The organism is Ruegeria sp. AWH4_226 (genome assembly GCF_056159225.1).
Genome location: NZ_JBSWUU010000001.1, coordinates 2195983 through 2211584, shown reverse-complemented (window position 1 = coordinate 2211584; position 15602 = coordinate 2195983). Strand labels below are relative to the sequence as shown.

The window sequence follows — 15602 nt, the reverse complement described above, 5'->3', positions numbered from 1 at the left end:
AGAGGAACATATGGTACAACTGACCCTCCCCAAGAATTCACGGATTACGACGGGGAAAACCTGGCCCAAGCCTGAGGGTGCCAAGAATGTTCGTAAGTTCCAGATTTATCGCTGGAACCCGGATGACGGCAAAAACCCACAGCTCGACACCTATTTTGTCGATATGGACAGCTGTGGCCCGATGGTTCTGGACGCACTGATCAAGATCAAGAATGAGATCGACCCGACCCTGACCTTCCGCCGATCATGTCGCGAAGGCATCTGCGGGTCCTGCGCGATGAATATCGACGGGATCAACACGCTGGCCTGTATCTATGGCATGGATGAAATCAAAGGCGACGTGAAGATCTATCCGCTGCCGCACATGCCAGTGGTCAAGGACCTGATCCCGGACCTGACGCATTTCTATGCGCAGCACGCGTCGATCATGCCGTGGTTGGAAACCAAAACCAACCGCCCGGCGAAAGAGTGGAAGCAGTCTATTGAGGACCGCAAGAAACTCGATGGTCTGTATGAATGTGTGATGTGCGCTAGCTGCTCGACTTCATGCCCGAGTTATTGGTGGAACGGCGACCGCTATCTAGGGCCCGCAGCGTTGCTGCACGCCTATCGCTGGATCATCGACAGTCGGGATGAAGCCACGGGTGAGCGTCTGGATGAACTTGAAGACCCTTTCAAGCTGTATCGGTGCCACACGATCATGAACTGCGCCAAGACCTGTCCGAAAGGTCTGAACCCGGCCAAGGCGATCGCTGAAATCAAGAAGATGATGGTCGACCGCTCAATCTAAGTTCCCAAAAAAGCACTTGCCGTTTTGCGGCAAGTGCATGGCGAGGTTGCAAAACTATGCGATGTTGCCAGCCCTGAACGTGACTATCTTGCGTGCAGGGAGGAGTGATTGAACCGAAACGGGATCGCTCCGATGGAAAAACAAACCTCCAAAACAAAAGCAGCCGAAGCGCTGGAATTGCTGGAACAGGCTTGGGCCTACTACACGCCAGAACCCGCAGCGAAATCAGATGCTCGTGAGCCTGAGCTGTTTGAATACGCAAACGCGGCCTGACGCTTGAAATCGCGGTTGGGTTGGGCAACAGATAGAAATGCCCATCTTGTTGCTACTGCTGGCCGCCGGAGTATTCGCCTATTTCTTTTGGCGGTCGCGGACGTCTTCTTTGACGCGCGATTGCAGATGGCGGCAGCATCGTAAGGAAGGCGTTTGGAAATGCGCCTATTGCGGCGCGCAGCACAAGGGCGAGGATGCGCCCACTATTTGCTTAAATGGGAAATAGAAGGGCAGGGCGCTAACTGCGCCCTGTTTATTCAGTCATTGTCCGGAAAAGCTGAGTGCAGGGCGATCTCGACCATGTCGCCGAAACTGCTTTCGCGTTCTGACGAGGACAAAGCCTTACCGGTCAGCAAGTGATCAGACACCGTCAGAACGGCCAACGCCCGGCAGTTGTGGCGCGCGGCCAGAATGTAAAGCTCAGCGGCCTCCATCTCGACACCAAGAATGCCGTGGCGCACCATCTGTTCGTTAAGATCGGGGCGTTCGTCGTAGAATACGTCAGAGGAGTATATCCCGCCGATATGGGTGGGCGTTCCCTTGGCCGCCGCTGCTTGTGCGGCCGCTTGAAGCAATCCCCAATCGGCGCAAGGCGCAAAGTTCAGTTCTTTGAGGATACCACGAGACGGAGTGCTGAGCGTTGTCGAAGTCATCGCCAGGATCACATCGCGGATTTTTACGCTTTCCTGCATAGCTCCGCAAGATCCAATGCGGATCAGGGTTTTTGCGCCATAGTCACGGATCAACTCGTTGGCATAGATCGACAAGGATGGCATGCCCATGCCGCTGCCTTGTATCGTAACCCGGTTTCCCTTCCAGGTTCCTGTGAACCCCAGCATACCCCGGACGTTATTGACCAGAGTCGCGTTCTCTAGAAAGTTTTCCGCTGCCCATTTTGCCCGATAGGGATCACCGGGCATAAGAACCGTTTCAGCGATTTCACCTTGTTTCGCGCCGATATGAATTGTCATTCTTCAGTTAAGTCCTGTCAGATTTCCAAGTCCGAAATATCAGCGCCGGCTTTCATAGCGTCGTGAACCCATTGCGGTTTGCGCCCCCGGCCTGACCAGGTTTGTTCGGGGTTGGCAGGGTTTTTGTACTTGGCTTTTGCCTTTCCGCTTTTAAGTGACTTAGAACTGACACCCGACAACTCTGCAAGCGAAAAGCCAAACTCGGCGGCAGCTTTTTCAGCGGCTTTCAAAGCCTCTTTACGTTCGCGTTTCTCTGCATTTTTGAGTGCAATTGCCACCTTGTCGCTAAGTTCAAGAAGTTCCATTCGCGACATTTTTTCAAGGCTGATCGCCATTTGGCTTCTCCATTCCGAAAATCGATCCAAGCAGACAAGCGGCCCACTTTTGCTTCCTTTTTGGTAATTATCGATCTTTTACCGAAAGGCAATACATATAGACATTATAGTATCTATATAGTGTTATTCTGCCGCCATGTTTTGCGGATCGACCAGGGTAACTATATCTCCCATGATGGCATTAAGCTCAAAATTCTTGGGAGTATAGATTTTGGAAACACCCATTGCCTTGAGTTTTGAAGCATCTTCATCAGGGATAATCCCGCCTACAACAACGGGGATATTGTCCAGCCCGGCATCGCGCAAGCGAGTCATCACGTCTTGCACCAGCGGTATGTGGCTTCCTGACAGGATTGACAGGCCGATAACATGGGCTTGGTCCTCGATCGCGGCTGTTACGATTTCTTCGGGGGTCAACCGGATGCCCTCATAACTAATGTCCATGCCGCAGTCGCGGGCGCGAAACGCGATCTGTTCGGCGCCGTTGGAATGGCCGTCCAGCCCGGGCTTGCCGACCAGGAATTTCAGACGGCGGCCCAGCTTGTCACTGACAGCATCAACAGCGGCACGCAGATCCTCAAGACCCTCTGTCTTGTTCGAGACGGACCCAGATACACCTGTTGGACCGCGATAGGTTCCGAAAACCTTGCGCATCTGTTCCGCCCACTCACCTGTTGTCGCTCCCGCTTTGGCAGCAGCGATCGAGGGTTCCATTACGTTAGCTCCTGATTGGGCCGCTTGGCGCAGCGCGGCCAGCGCTGTGGCAACGGCGGTGTCATCACGTTCGGCACGCCATGTGTTCAGCCGGTCGATTTGGTCCTGCTCTACCGCGGGATCGACCACCATGATCCCGCCATCCTCGGTTTGCAGGGGCGAGGGCTCTCCCTCAGTCCATTTGTTCACACCAACGACAACGGTTTCGTTGCGTTCAATACGATTCAGGCGTTCGGCGTTGGAATCTACAAGGCGAGACTTCATGTATTCGATAGACGCGACCGCACCGCCCATTGCATCCAGGTTTGCCAGCTCGGCGCGCGCGCCATCTTTTAGCTCTTCAACTTTTGCATCGACCACGGGGTTTCCGTCGAAAAGGTCTCCGTATTCCAACAGGTCGGTTTCATAGGCCAGGATCTGCTGCATCCGCATCGACCACTGCTGATCCCACGGGCGCGGCAGGCCAAGTGCTTCATTCCATGCGGGTAACTGCACCGCGCGGGCACGGGCCTTTTTTGACAGGGTCACAGCCAACATCTCAATCAGGATGCGGTAGACATTGTTTTCAGGTTGCTGTTCGGTCAGGCCAAGCGAATTCACCTGAACCCCGTACCGGAATCGGCGGAATTTTGGGTTCTCGACACCATAGCGTTGTTGCAGAATTTCGTCCCAAAGATCGACGAAAGCCCGCATTTTGCACATTTCGGTAACAAAGCGAATTCCAGCATTCACAAAAAACGAAATTCGGCCGCAGAGCGCCGGGAAATCCTCAGCCGGTACGCGTGGGCGCAGTTCATCCAGAACCGCGATGGCAGTTGCAAGCGCGTAGGCCAGTTCCTGTTCCGGTGTCGCGCCTGCTTCTTGCAAGTGATAGGAACACACGTTCATCGGGTTCCACTTGGGCACGTTCGAATAACAATACTCAGCTACATCCGCGATCATCTTGAGCGACGGCTTGGGCGGGCACACATAGGTGCCACGGCTCAGGTATTCTTTGATCAAGTCGTTTTGCACGGTTCCCTGCAACTGAGAGACATCTGCGCCTTGCTCTTCGGCCACCGCGATATATAGCGCCAGCAGCCATGGCGCTGTCGCGTTGATCGTCATCGAGGTGTTCATCTGCTCCAACGGAATCTGGTCGAACAGAACGCGCATATCCCCAAGATGGCTGATCGGTACACCAACCTTGCCAACTTCGCCGCGCGCCAGCGTGTGGTCGCTGTCATATCCGGTTTGGGTCGGCAAATCGAATGCGACCGACAAACCGGTTTGCCCCTTGGCCAGATTTCCACGGTACAGCGCATTTGACGCCTTGGCGGTGGAATGACCGGCATAGGTTCGGATGAGCCAGGGGCGATCTTTCTGCGACTGCGTCATATCTGATCCTCGTGAATCGGCTGAGTAAGAATATTGCGTTACAGGGTTCTAAAGCGCAATTTTAGAGATATGTCAATTCGCTGCGTCGCGGCATTCAGACTGTTCAGATTGTAGGGCAAGAGGATTGGTGGCAGTGTGCTGCCATGACTCAGACCGTTGAGCTTCCACTTTGGCTGTTTTTGCTGATCCTGGTGTTTGCCGCGGTCACGTTTGCCTCGCATTTTCTTTTCCCTTCTGTGCGTTGGTTTTTCAGGCGTCGTCTTGAGCGGGCGGTCAAACGCCTGAACGAACGCCTGCAGCGACCGATCCAGCCGTTCAAACTGGCGCGTCGGCACGACATGATTCAGCGCCTGATTTATGACCCACAGGTCGGACACGCCGTTCAGAGCTTTGCAAAAGAGGAGCGCGTTCCCGAGGCCGTGGCGTTCGAAACCGCGCGCCGCTACGCGCGAGAGATCGTTCCATCTTTTTCCGCTGTGGCTTATTTCAGCGTCGCCATTCGTCTGGCGCGCATGCTGAGCAATGCGTTTTATGATGTGCGGCTCAGCTATATGGACGAAAAAGCCCTGCGTAATATCGACCCTGAAGCCACGGTTGTTTACGTGATGAACCACCGCAGCAATATGGACTATGTCCTGGTGACTTATCTTGCTGCCAATCAATCAGCCCTGTCTTATGCGGTGGGGGAATGGGCCAGAGTTTGGCCTCTCAGCCGTTTGATCCGCGCAATGGGGGCGTACTTTATTCGCCGCAAGTCGGGCAGTGAGCTCTACCGTCAGGTACTGGCTTGCTATGTGCGGCACGCGACCGAGGCTGGTGTTACCCAGGCAATGTTCCCCGAAGGAGGGCTGAGCCTGACCGGTGGATTGGGGCGACCGAAGCTGGGTCTGCTCAAGTATATCATTGATGCCACCGACCCCGAAGGTCGGGATGTTGTGTTCGTGCCGGTTGCCTTGAATTATGACCGCGTGCTTGAAGATACGATTTTGACCAAAGCGGCACTGGGAAACCAACGTCGGTTCCGGGCGAGGATCGGGGTCATTGCGTGGTGGATAATCAAACAGATCGGACGACGGCTGGTCGGTCGTTACAAGCGCTTTGGGTTGGCGTCCGTCCGGTATGGGCAGCCGATCTCGCTGAGCGCATTTCGGGCGGATCACGAAGCGGACCTTACAACGGATCTGGCCCGCGATCTGATGGCAGGCCTTAAAGACGCTCTTCCACTGGTCCCGGGTCCTGCGGCGTGTTGGCTGGTGCAGGAAAAAGGTGAAATCCCTGAGGTTGATCTGGTGCCCTTGATCGACAAGCTGTTGCGAAACAACGGGGCCGAGACGCCAATCGATCGTGAGGCGATTGAAAGCGGAGTTCAGCAATTGGTGGATCGTCGCATTTTGAAACGCGACAATGGGAAAATATCCTCATCCGGGCAAAGGATTGATCTTCTGAATTACTACGCGGCGTCGGCAGCCCTAAGCGAAGAGCGTGTTCTTTCTGCATCTGCAAAGGAAATTTCTGCAGTCGCAGGGTCATAAAATTACAAAAATAGACCAAAATGGGTTGCAATATTGCTGGATGGAAAATAACCGTCGGGTAAAGCCGGCGATTCTGCATCGCGGCAAGGATTGTGGACAAGGGAGGCCAATATGGCTCTGGACACCGACAGTGGCATCGCGTCGTACGAGGCACCGGAAAAAGACCTTTATGAGATGGGTGAGATCCCTCCGATGGGATATGTCCCGAAGCAAATGTATGCGTGGGCTATCCGAAAAGAGCGCCATGGCGAGCCAGATACCGCAATGCAGTTGGAAGTGGTCGACGTACCCAAACTGGACAGCCACGAAGTGCTGGTTTTGGTGATGGCTGCTGGTGTGAACTATAACGGTGTCTGGGCGTCACTGGGCAAACCGATCAGCCCGTTTGACGGTCATGGACAGCCGTTCCACATCGCCGGGTCCGATGCGTCCGGTATCGTTTGGGCGGTGGGCGACAAGGTCAAGCGCTGGAAAGTGGGGGACGAGGTTGTCATTCATTGCAACCAGGATGACGGCGATGACGAATACTGCAACGGCGGCGATCCGATGTATTCCCCAAGCCAACGAATCTGGGGTTATGAAACACCGGACGGCTCGTTTGCTCAGTTCACCAACGTACAGGCCCAGCAGTTGATGCCGCGCCCAAAACACCTGACCTGGGAAGAAAGCGCGTGCTACACCCTGACCCTGGCCACCGCATACCGGATGTTGTTTGGGCATGAACCGCACGACCTGAAGCCGGGCCAGAATGTTCTGGTGTGGGGCGCGTCGGGTGGATTGGGCTCGTACGCGATCCAGTTAATCAATACCGCAGGTGCCAACGCGATCGGTGTGATCTCGGACGAAAGTAAACGCGATTTCGTCATGGGGCTTGGCGCCAAAGGCGTGATCAACCGTAAAGACTTCAACTGCTGGGGGCAGCTGCCCACGGTGAACACTCCGGAATATTCAGAGTGGTTCAAAGAGGCCCGCAAATTCGGCAAAGCCATCTGGGATATCACCGGCAAGGGTGTGAATGTCGATATGGTGTTTGAACACCCGGGCGAAAGCACATTCCCGGTTTCAACCTTCGTGGTGAAAAAGGGTGGCATGGTCGTGATCTGCGCTGGAACCACCGGCTATAACCTAACTTTTGACGTGCGCTATATGTGGATGCATCAAAAGCGTCTGCAGGGGTCGCATTTCGCGCATCTCAAACAAGCTGCATCCGCGAACCAGTTGATGATCGAGCGTCGTCTGGATCCGTGTATGTCCGAGGTATTCTCGTGGAAAGAGTTGCCCGAAGCGCATATGAAAATGATGCGAAACGAACACAAGCCCGGCAATATGTCGGTTCTGGTCCAGGCACCGCAAACAGGGATGCGCACCCTGGAAGAGGTTTTGCACGCGCGCAATTGAGCCAGAGTTAAAAACGCTAACGCCCGCAAATCGTCGCAACGGTTTGCGGGCGTTCCATTTTCTCGCAAGCAAGTTCAGGCTTTCCAGAGGTTTAGAAACGACACCCCCGCTATTTTTGGGGGGTAGAAAGCAGTGAATATGCCGAAAATTATTGCTCATGCTATAGTTGTGTTAACCCTTCGTTAACCGTTTCGGAGAGACCTTGATGGCGCAAAATGAGTGGATACTGGACGTGTTGTCGGACCTCAACGCCTTCGCTGTTGAGAACGGTTTGATCGCGCTGGCCGAGCAGTTGGATGACACCAAACTGATCGCCGCAGCCGAGATCGCGTCCATGCAGGCTAAGGTACGGACGCCAGCGGATGGGAACAGAACTAGATTTGAGCCAGGTTCTGGAGGAATTGGAAAACACAAGCACGCTGGATGAACTCAGCGATGTTGCCGTGCGGCTGCGGGACAGCCTGAGGGTTGAACACCTTATTTATCATTGGGTTGATGGTGCCGGTGATCAATATGGCTATACGACTTATCCAGATGCTTGGGTCCAGCGGTATCTGGAAAAAAGTTATCATCGCTTAGACCCGGTGATCGTGGGATGTTTCCAGCGGTTCCATCCGGTTGATTGGAAAAAACTAGACTGGTCTAGTAAACCGGCTAAGGCATTCCTGAAAGATGCGCAAAGCCACGGCGTCGGCAATCAAGGATATTCGATCCCGATCCGGGGGCCAAACGGGCAATTTGCCTTATTTACCGTCAACCACTCCTGTGACGACAGCACATGGCAGGATTTTGTTGAAAGCCACGGGCGTAGCCTGATTCTGATCGCGCATTATTTCAACCGAAAAGGATTGGAATTTGCGAGTGACCGGCAACCCGGTTCACCTCGGGGGCTTTCACCGCGCGAGGTGGACGTAATGACTCTGCTGGCACTGGGCTATAGCCGCGCGCAGGTGGCGCACTCATTGTCGATCTCCGAACATACCTTAAGGGCGTATATCGAAGGCGCGCGCGCGAAACTCGGCGCTCAGAATACGACCCATGCCATCGCAACAGCGCTTAGCCGCGGATTAATAGTGGTTTAAGAGGCGTGCGGTCTCAAAACGAGAATTTAATGATGTTTTTGTACCCCCTTCGTTCCTGCAATGGACGACAAGGGGAAAAGTCATGTTGCGCTATCTTTACGCCGACGAATTGTACAAATATCCGGATTTGGCAGACGGGATGTTCCGTGATCGGGCAGACCAGTTTAAAACCCGGTTGGGCTGGGATGTTCACGTCGATGTACATGGGCAAGAGAAGGACCAGTACGACGACTTGAACCCCCTATACGTCATCTGGGAAGAGGAAGATGGCAGTCACGGCGGCTCAATGCGCGTAATGCCCACCACGGGTCCGGTCATGGTAAACGATGTGTTTGGACATCTCACAGGGGGCCAGCCGATCTGCAACCCGCTGATCTGGGAAGTAACGCGGTTCTGCCTTTCGCGCACCGCCAGCCCTCATACGGCTGGCGCGATCATGTTGAGCGGGGGCGAGTTGATGGAGGGGTTTGGCCTGACCCATATTGCCGGTGTTTTTGATGCGCGTATGATTCGGATTTATCGCCTGATCGGATCGTCGCCGGACGTGCTGGGATCAGAAGGAAAAGGGCGCGATCAGGTTTCTGTTGGGCTGTGGCCCTATTCCGCCCAGGATTGCAACCGCGTGGCAGAGCGCGCGGGCATTCCGCGTGAGCTGTCCCGGCTGTGGTTCAAGACGGCATTTGGCGCCGGACGGCAGCAAAGGTTCCCTCTTTCGGCGTGACCGGGAAAACCCAAATCAGTCTCTGGTGATAGCCGGCGTGGCCCTGTAGGGTCGCGCCATGTCTTTGCCTCCGGTCACTTTCTCAGACGATCAGGCCGCCGCCTATGACAACATCTCCGAGATGTTGAAAGCGGCCGGTGTCGACCTGGATGATGACGCGCTGTTGAAATTACCGGGTGGCGGCAAGTCAGGTGTCATGGCGGTGATCGGAAAGGCAGGATCGGGCAAAACCCTGCTTTTGGCCGAGCTCTACAAGGCGCTTGCGGGAACCGGTGTTCAGATCGTTTCGGGCGATTTTGAAAGCCGCAAAGCGCGGGATAAGCGAAGCCTTGCGATTTTGGCGCCCACCAACAAAGCCGCAAGCGTCCTGCGTCTGCGCGGTGTGCCGGCCACAACCATTCACCGGATACTCTATACACCGGTCTATGATCCGGAATACGAGCGAATCGCCGAATGGTTGGCGGGCAATGATGAACGCCCCGAGATTGAGGGCCTGACGGACGAGGCTTTGGATCGAGCAGCCGCGTTTTATGAAAAGAACAAATCTATTCCCGGCGCGCTGGCGGCGGCTGGCTTGCGCGGGTCTGACTTCATCACAGGCTGGAAACGCCGGGATGAGCCGCTGGATATCGGGTTCGTTGATGAAGCCTCGATGCTGGACGACCGGCAATTCGAAGACCTGAAAGAAATCTTTCCGACCCTTCTTCTGTTTGGTGATCCCGCGCAGCTGGCCCCGGTTAACCAGTCGGGTGGCATGGTGTTTGATGCTCTGCCGGAGCCACGCAAGCAAATCCTGCACAGGGTTCACCGGCAGGATGCGGATAATCCCATCCTCGATCTGGCGCACGCATTGGCGGACCCTCAGATGGGGTTCGAAGACTTCGAACGTCTTGTCGAACAGACCGCCCGACAGGATGACCGCGTGGTCTGGGGGCAGCGGGTCGAGGTGGATCTGATGGCGCGCAGCCCGGTTCTGGTCTGGCGCAACGCGACGCGCATTCGGTTGATACAGGCGTTCCGAAATGTACACGGCGCGCCGGATACGGAGTTGTTGGAAGGTGAACCTCTTATTTGCGACGGTATCGAACTGCCCCTGAAGCACCGCAAAAAGCGGCTGGACCTTGAGGCGCGTGGTTTGATCAAGGGCGCGCAGGTGATTTACCTGGGGCCGGGACGCAAGCCGGGGTTTTCTCGTTTGCATGTGATGGGCGCTGAAGACCCTCAGGTCAGCGCCGCGTCGATCGTCAAGATCGAGAAACCTGACGAAGAAGAACCATTTATCCCATACGCCGCGCGCATGGGCGCAACCTTTTTGCACGGGGCCGCAGTGACGATACACAAGGCCCAAGGGTCGCAGTGGGACACGGTGCAGGTTTTTGCTCCGGACATTTACGCGGCTGCACGAATGGGCCGGACCGAGGCCGGGCAACCCTTGTGGAAGCGGCTGGCTTATGTGGCAATTACGCGTGCGCAGCAAAGGTTGATCTGGGTGGTCCGCAACCGGCTGGCTAAACCCACCCATGCGCTGCGTGTGGACGATCTGCGCGCCGTCCCGGCGGCGGCGCTGGAATTAGAGGCAGAAGAGACATGAGCACCATCATCATTACCGGCGCAAGCTCGGGCATTGGCCGCGCGACGGCCGAGCTGTTTTTGAACGAAGGCTGGACCGTTGGCTTGCTGGCTCGTAGTGCAGACAAGCTGCGCGACATGGCGGCGGATCACAAAAATGCGCTTCCGTTAGCTGCGGATGTTACAAGTCCGGATGCGGTACAGGCAGCCTTCCGAGCTTTTCAGGACAAGGCTGGCCGGTTGGATGTTCTGTTCAACAATGCCGGAATTTTCGCCCCTGGCGGTACAATTGATGAGATCGAGTTGGAAGATTGGTATCAAAGCGTGAACGTGAACCTGAATGGTATGTTCCTCAGTGCGCGCGAAGCCTTTCGGATCATGCGGCACCAGACCCCTCAGGGTGGGCGTATCATCAATAATGGTTCAATCGCTGCCTATGTGCCGCGACCGAACTCGGTGCATTATTCAGCGACGAAACATGCCATCACGGGCCTGACCCGAAGTTTGTCTTTGGACGGGCGCGATTTCGGGATTGCCTGCGGTCAGATCGATATCGGCAATGCACGCACGCCAATGGTGCAAGGGTTGGTGGATGCCGCGATTGAGGCAGGGCGACAGCCCGACCCGACCATGGCTGTCGAAGATGCGGCGCGGTCAGTGCTTCACATGGCGACCCTGCCTCCCGAGGCAAACGTACAGTTCATGACCGTCATGGCCACGACAATGCCCTATATCGGGCGCGGTTAGGTTTTAGGTCTCGCGTAGCAGGCGGAATGCCGTCGACGCGCCCCATCCTGCGGCAATCGCGATGACCAACGACATTAAACCATACCAAACCGGCTGCTCGCGGGACATGCTGTAAAGGAATCGTTCCAGTCCGACTTTGCGCACATCAATAACCGTTTCGTATTGCGACACGACCTCGCCGCCCCGTGTCAGAAAGATGCGCGCGGAATAGTTCCCCTCGGTCAGGTCAGCAGGCATCGCGATTGAGGTGCGGAACAGGGTCTGTTCATCCACGGCCACGGTGTTTTCGCGGATGGAATACAAATCCTCGCTTTCACGAATGCGGATGACTGCGTCCGCAAAGTCCTGTGCGCCACGGATATGCATGGCCGCCCCGACCGAGCGGATAGCACGTTCGATGGAAATTCGATTACGCAAATCTTCGGTATCGGTGAGGATGTCGTCCAATGGGCCGCTTGTGGCAACGGCGTAAAAACTGGGCGCAAGGTCGACAAGAACACTGTCTGTGTTGACCCAGATCCCCAGTTTGCGTTCCTTGCGCCGGACGGTCACAGGACCCGATGGCCCGGCCACGGCGACGATCACCTCAAGCGGGGGACCGTCTGGTATAGGCGTTTCCCGTTTCACAGCACCAAAAATCAGAATTTCAGATCCGTCAAACGTCGCGGTGATGGCTACGCGATCCTGGCTGAGGCCCAGCACAACTTGTTCTTCAGCGGCCAGAGCCGGGGTGCAGCACAGAACCAGCAGGACAATCAGGCGTTTCAGCATGATCAATGGCCCCCTGCGGTGCCCAGAGAATAAAGCTCGGACGGTTCAATCAACAAGTCCAACGCCAGCTTGCCGCAAACCACCAGAACCAGGGCGGCCAACAACACCCGCAATTGCTCGGCCGGCATGCGCGCTCCGATCACCGTGCCAATTTGCGCGCCAATAACACCGCCGATCAGAAGCAGGACGGCCAGAACGATGTCTACGGTATAGTTCGTTGTCGCGTGCAACATCGTTGTAAAGCCGGTCACGAAGATGATCTGAAACAGTGACGTCCCAACCACGACTTTCGTGGGCATCCCCAGCAGGTAGATCATTGCGGGCACCATGATGAACCCGCCGCCAACGCCCATGATTGCAGACAAGACACCGACGAAAAGCCCAACGAGGATGGGTGGAATGACCGAGATATAAAGCCCCGAGGTACGGAATCGCATTTTGAACGGCATGGAGTGCACCCAACCGCGCTGTCGCCGCTTTGCAGGTGCAGCTATGCCCTTTCGTGATTTACGCAGCGCACGCAGGCTTTCGATGAACATCAGGCTGCCAACTACACCAAGAAATATGACGTAACACAGCGTCACCAACAGATCGACTTGGCCCAAGCTTTTGAGATAGTTGAACACTACCACCCCAAGGGCGGCTCCAGTTAACCCGCCAACCAATAAGACTGTGCCCATTCTAAAATCGACTGTTTTTCGTCGAAGATGCGCGAGAACACCGGAAAAGGACGAGGCAACGATCTGGTTGGCTTCGGTTGCAACGGCAACCGCTGGGGGGATGCCGATGAAGAATAGAAGTGGGGTCATCAAGAAACCGCCACCCACACCGAACATGCCCGAAAGCACGCCGACCATCCCCCCCAACCCCAGCAAGAGAAAGGCATTCACGGAAACTTCGGCAATAGGAAGGTAAATCTGCATTTGGAATTACCGGATGACAACGGACGGATCACGCGGGGCGATCCGGCCCGTCTCATACCTTTGGGGTGAGGCTTTTATACGGCGCAGAATAAGCGGCTGTATGGCGAATACCGGCCCAACCGAAGCGTATTCGGTCAGCCAGTTTGGCTGGTTAAAAAAGAAACGCCCGTAACCGGGGTGTTCACGTGTTTCCAATGCCCCGCAGGGGCTTGATCCGCTCTGGGCTATGGCTGGAAATACGCTCATACCCCTTTAGAGCGGTTGCGGCATGCAAAATCAACTCTGTATGCCGCTCTGCAGCGAACAGGACTGAATTGAGTTCAAAACTGGACCTATCAGCGCTCCTTCACATACGGCTCACCCCCGGCGCGGGGCGGGATGGCTTTGCCCACGAAACCGGCCAGAATGACCACAGTCAGGATATAGGGCAGGGCGTCCATGACCTGCACCGGTATAACGATGCCCCCGAGGTCAATATTCTGGAAACGCAAGGCAATCGCTTGCAGCAGACCGAACAGCAAGCAGGCCCACATCGCATGCCAAGGCCGCCATTTCGCAAAGATCAGCGCCGCAAGCGCGATAAACCCGCGCCCAGCCGTCATTTCTTTGACAAAACCGGCCTGCAGGGCTGTGGCGAGGTATGCCCCAGCTATCCCACACAGCACACCACAGATGGCGACTGCGGCGAAACGCAAACCAACAACCGACACACCGGCTGTATCCACCGCCGCAGGGTTTTCACCGACCGCGCGCAGGCGCAATCCAAACCGGGTGCGGTACAAAATCCACCATGTGAGCGGGACCATCAGGAACGCGACATAGACAAGGATCGAATGACCAGACAGAAGTTCCGAATACACCGGACCAATGATCGGTACTGCTTCAAGCGTTTCGGCAAAGGGGAAATTGATCGGTTCGAACCGGCCTTCACCAAACAGCGACGGTGTACGGCCACCCTGCTGGAACCAGCTTTGGGCGATCAGTACGGTGAGACCTGAGGCCAGAAAATTAATCGCAACGCCCGAAATCAGCTGATTGCCCCGGAAGGTGATCGAGGCCACGCCGTGCAGCGCAGACAGAAGCAGCGACGCCCCGATACCCGCCATAAGGCCCAACCAGACAGATCCCGTCACCGCAGCCACGGCGGCTGAGAAAAAGGCAGACATCAGCATCTTGCCTTCCAGACCGATATCAAAAATGCCCGCGCGTTCGGAATAGAGCCCGGCCAGACAGGCCAACAGCAGCGGTGTCGCCAGGCGGATTGTCGAGTCGAGGACCTGAATCAGAGTAACAAAAAACTCCATCACTCTGCCCCCTTCCGCAGACCAAGGAACAGTTTTTCAAGCGGTATCCGCACCATGTTGTCCAACGCTCCGGTGAACAGAATCACCAATGCCTGAATCACCACGATCAGCTCGCGCGGGATCGACGTCCACAGCGCCAGTTCCGCACCGCCCTGATAAAGAAATCCAAAAAGGATCGCCGCGAGGAAAACGCCGAATGGATGTGAACGGCCCATCAAGGCCACAGCGATGCCGATAAAGCCTGCACCCTCGGTCGCGTTCAGAACCAGACGTTCCGCTTCGCCCATCACGTTGTTGATTGCCATAAGGCCCGCCAGCGCGCCCGAGATCAGCATAGCGATGATCGTAATCCGAACCGGTGAAATTCCGGCATAGACGGCGCCGGTTTCAGAATGGCCGTATGCGCGGATCTCGTAACCCAGCCGTGTGCGCCAGATCAGTGCCCACACTATCACGCAGGCCAGCAACGCAACGAAGAATGAGATATTCGCGGGCGCGCCCCGGAACACCACGTTTTCTGCGGTTGAGAACATCGATTGGAAGGTCGGCAGGTGCACAGCCTCGGGGAAGCGCGCGGTAGCCGGATCTTGTGAGCCCTGCGGGCGCATGACATTAACCAGCATATAGTTCAGGAACGCAGCCGCGATAAAGTTGAACATGATCGTGGTGATCACGATATGGCTGCCGCGCTTGGCTTGCAGATAGGCCGGGATCGCGGCCCATGCAGCCCCGAACAGCATCGAGGCCGCGCAGGCAGCAAGCAGCGCGATGCTCCAATGTGGCCAGGGAATGTAAAGACAGGCTACGGCGACACCAAGACCGCCCAGCATCGCTTGACCTTCGCCCCCGATGTTGAACAGCCGGGCGTGGAAGGCCACAGCCACAGCCAGCCCGGTGAACATGAAGTTGGTTGCGTAATACAGCGTATAGCCCCACCCATAGGTGGACCCCAACGCCCCCGTGACCATCAGGTTCACCGCCTCGACGGGGTTTTCACCGATGGCCAGAATGACCAGTGCCGAAAGAATAGCGGCCAATATCAAACTGATCAGCGGGATCAGAACAACGTCGGCCCATTTGGGCATTTTTTCCATG

Annotated in this window: 17 protein-coding genes; 9 read left to right on the top strand and 8 right to left on the bottom strand. The window is 55.9% G+C overall.

What is annotated here, in order from left to right; genetic code table 11:
- Positions 1-10 precede the first annotated feature (10 nt).
- Both ACXAET_RS10880 and ACXAET_RS10875 read left to right on the top strand, forming a co-directional pair.
- Positions 11-790, top strand: coding sequence for a succinate dehydrogenase iron-sulfur subunit (locus ACXAET_RS10880; RefSeq protein WP_475184590.1), 780 nt, complete (start codon positions 11-13; stop codon positions 788-790).
- A gap of 132 nt (positions 791-922) precedes the next feature.
- Entirely contained in the window at positions 923-1063 is a 141-nt protein-coding gene (locus ACXAET_RS10875; RefSeq protein WP_475184589.1) for a hypothetical protein, read from the top strand.
- A gap of 257 nt (positions 1064-1320) precedes the next feature.
- Here ACXAET_RS10875 and deoD read toward each other — a convergent pair whose 3' ends face one another.
- The 3 genes from deoD to ACXAET_RS10860 all read right to left on the bottom strand — a co-directional run bounded on the left by deoD (position 1321) and on the right by ACXAET_RS10860 (position 4460).
- A complete protein-coding gene (gene deoD / locus ACXAET_RS10870; protein WP_475184587.1) occupies positions 1321-2034 on the bottom strand; it encodes a purine-nucleoside phosphorylase in 714 nt (237 codons plus the stop codon).
- A gap of 17 nt (positions 2035-2051) precedes the next feature.
- Entirely contained in the window at positions 2052-2369 is a 318-nt protein-coding gene (locus ACXAET_RS10865; RefSeq protein ID WP_475184584.1) for an H-NS histone family protein, read from the bottom strand.
- Positions 2370-2492: 123 nt separating this feature from the next.
- Positions 2493-4460 (bottom strand): methylmalonyl-CoA mutase family protein, encoded by a 1968-nt coding sequence (locus tag ACXAET_RS10860; protein ID WP_475184582.1) that lies wholly within the window; start codon positions 4458-4460, stop codon positions 2493-2495.
- Positions 4461-4603: 143 nt separating this feature from the next.
- Between ACXAET_RS10860 and ACXAET_RS10855 the strand changes: the two genes are divergently transcribed.
- From ACXAET_RS10855 to ACXAET_RS10825, 7 genes are all read left to right on the top strand, one after another.
- On the top strand, positions 4604-5992 hold the full coding sequence (locus tag ACXAET_RS10855; RefSeq protein WP_475184580.1) for a 1-acyl-sn-glycerol-3-phosphate acyltransferase: 1389 nt from the start codon (positions 4604-4606) through the stop codon (positions 5990-5992).
- 111 nt (positions 5993-6103) lie between these two features.
- Positions 6104-7390, top strand: coding sequence for a crotonyl-CoA carboxylase/reductase (gene ccrA, locus ACXAET_RS10850; RefSeq protein ID WP_475184579.1), 1287 nt, complete (start codon positions 6104-6106; stop codon positions 7388-7390).
- 205 nt (positions 7391-7595) lie between these two features.
- Positions 7596-7817 (top strand): hypothetical protein, encoded by a 222-nt coding sequence (locus ACXAET_RS10845; RefSeq protein ID WP_475184577.1) that lies wholly within the window; start codon positions 7596-7598, stop codon positions 7815-7817.
- On the top strand, positions 7753-8472 hold the full coding sequence (locus tag ACXAET_RS10840; RefSeq protein ID WP_475184575.1) for a helix-turn-helix transcriptional regulator: 720 nt from the start codon (positions 7753-7755) through the stop codon (positions 8470-8472). Before ACXAET_RS10845 ends, ACXAET_RS10840 begins: the two co-directional genes overlap by 65 nt.
- An 82-nt stretch (positions 8473-8554) precedes the next feature.
- Complete coding sequence (locus ACXAET_RS10835; protein ID WP_475184572.1) at positions 8555-9193, top strand: acyl-homoserine-lactone synthase; 639 nt, start codon at positions 8555-8557, stop codon at positions 9191-9193.
- Positions 9194-9251: 58 nt separating this feature from the next.
- The gene (locus ACXAET_RS10830; RefSeq protein ID WP_475184570.1) at positions 9252-10784 is read left to right on the top strand and encodes an ATP-dependent DNA helicase; all 1533 of its coding nucleotides are present in this window, start codon (positions 9252-9254) and stop codon (positions 10782-10784) included.
- Positions 10781-11509, top strand: a complete 729-nt coding sequence (locus ACXAET_RS10825; protein ID WP_475184567.1) for an SDR family oxidoreductase — start codon at positions 10781-10783, stop codon at positions 11507-11509. Before ACXAET_RS10830 ends, ACXAET_RS10825 begins: the two co-directional genes overlap by 4 nt.
- 3 nt (positions 11510-11512) lie before the next feature.
- On the opposite strand, the gene ACXAET_RS10820 is transcribed toward ACXAET_RS10825, so the two are convergent.
- From ACXAET_RS10820 to ACXAET_RS10800, 5 genes are all read right to left on the bottom strand, one after another.
- Positions 11513-12280 (bottom strand): TIGR02186 family protein, encoded by a 768-nt coding sequence (locus tag ACXAET_RS10820; protein ID WP_475184564.1) that lies wholly within the window; start codon positions 12278-12280, stop codon positions 11513-11515.
- Positions 12281-12282: 2 nt separating this feature from the next.
- Positions 12283-13203: a sulfite exporter TauE/SafE family protein gene (locus ACXAET_RS10815; protein WP_475184563.1), complete on the bottom strand. Its 921-nt coding sequence runs from the start codon at positions 13201-13203 to the stop codon at positions 12283-12285.
- A gap of 6 nt (positions 13204-13209) precedes the next feature.
- The gene (locus ACXAET_RS10810; protein WP_475184560.1) at positions 13210-13449 is read right to left on the bottom strand and encodes a hypothetical protein; all 240 of its coding nucleotides are present in this window, start codon (positions 13447-13449) and stop codon (positions 13210-13212) included.
- Positions 13450-13538: 89 nt separating this feature from the next.
- Entirely contained in the window at positions 13539-14507 is a 969-nt protein-coding gene (locus ACXAET_RS10805) for an ABC transporter permease (protein WP_475184557.1), read from the bottom strand.
- On the bottom strand, positions 14507-15601 hold the full coding sequence (locus ACXAET_RS10800; RefSeq protein WP_475184553.1) for an ABC transporter permease: 1095 nt from the start codon (positions 15599-15601) through the stop codon (positions 14507-14509). Before ACXAET_RS10800 ends, ACXAET_RS10805 begins: the two co-directional genes overlap by 1 nt.
- Between the last annotated feature and the right edge of the window lies 1 nt (position 15602).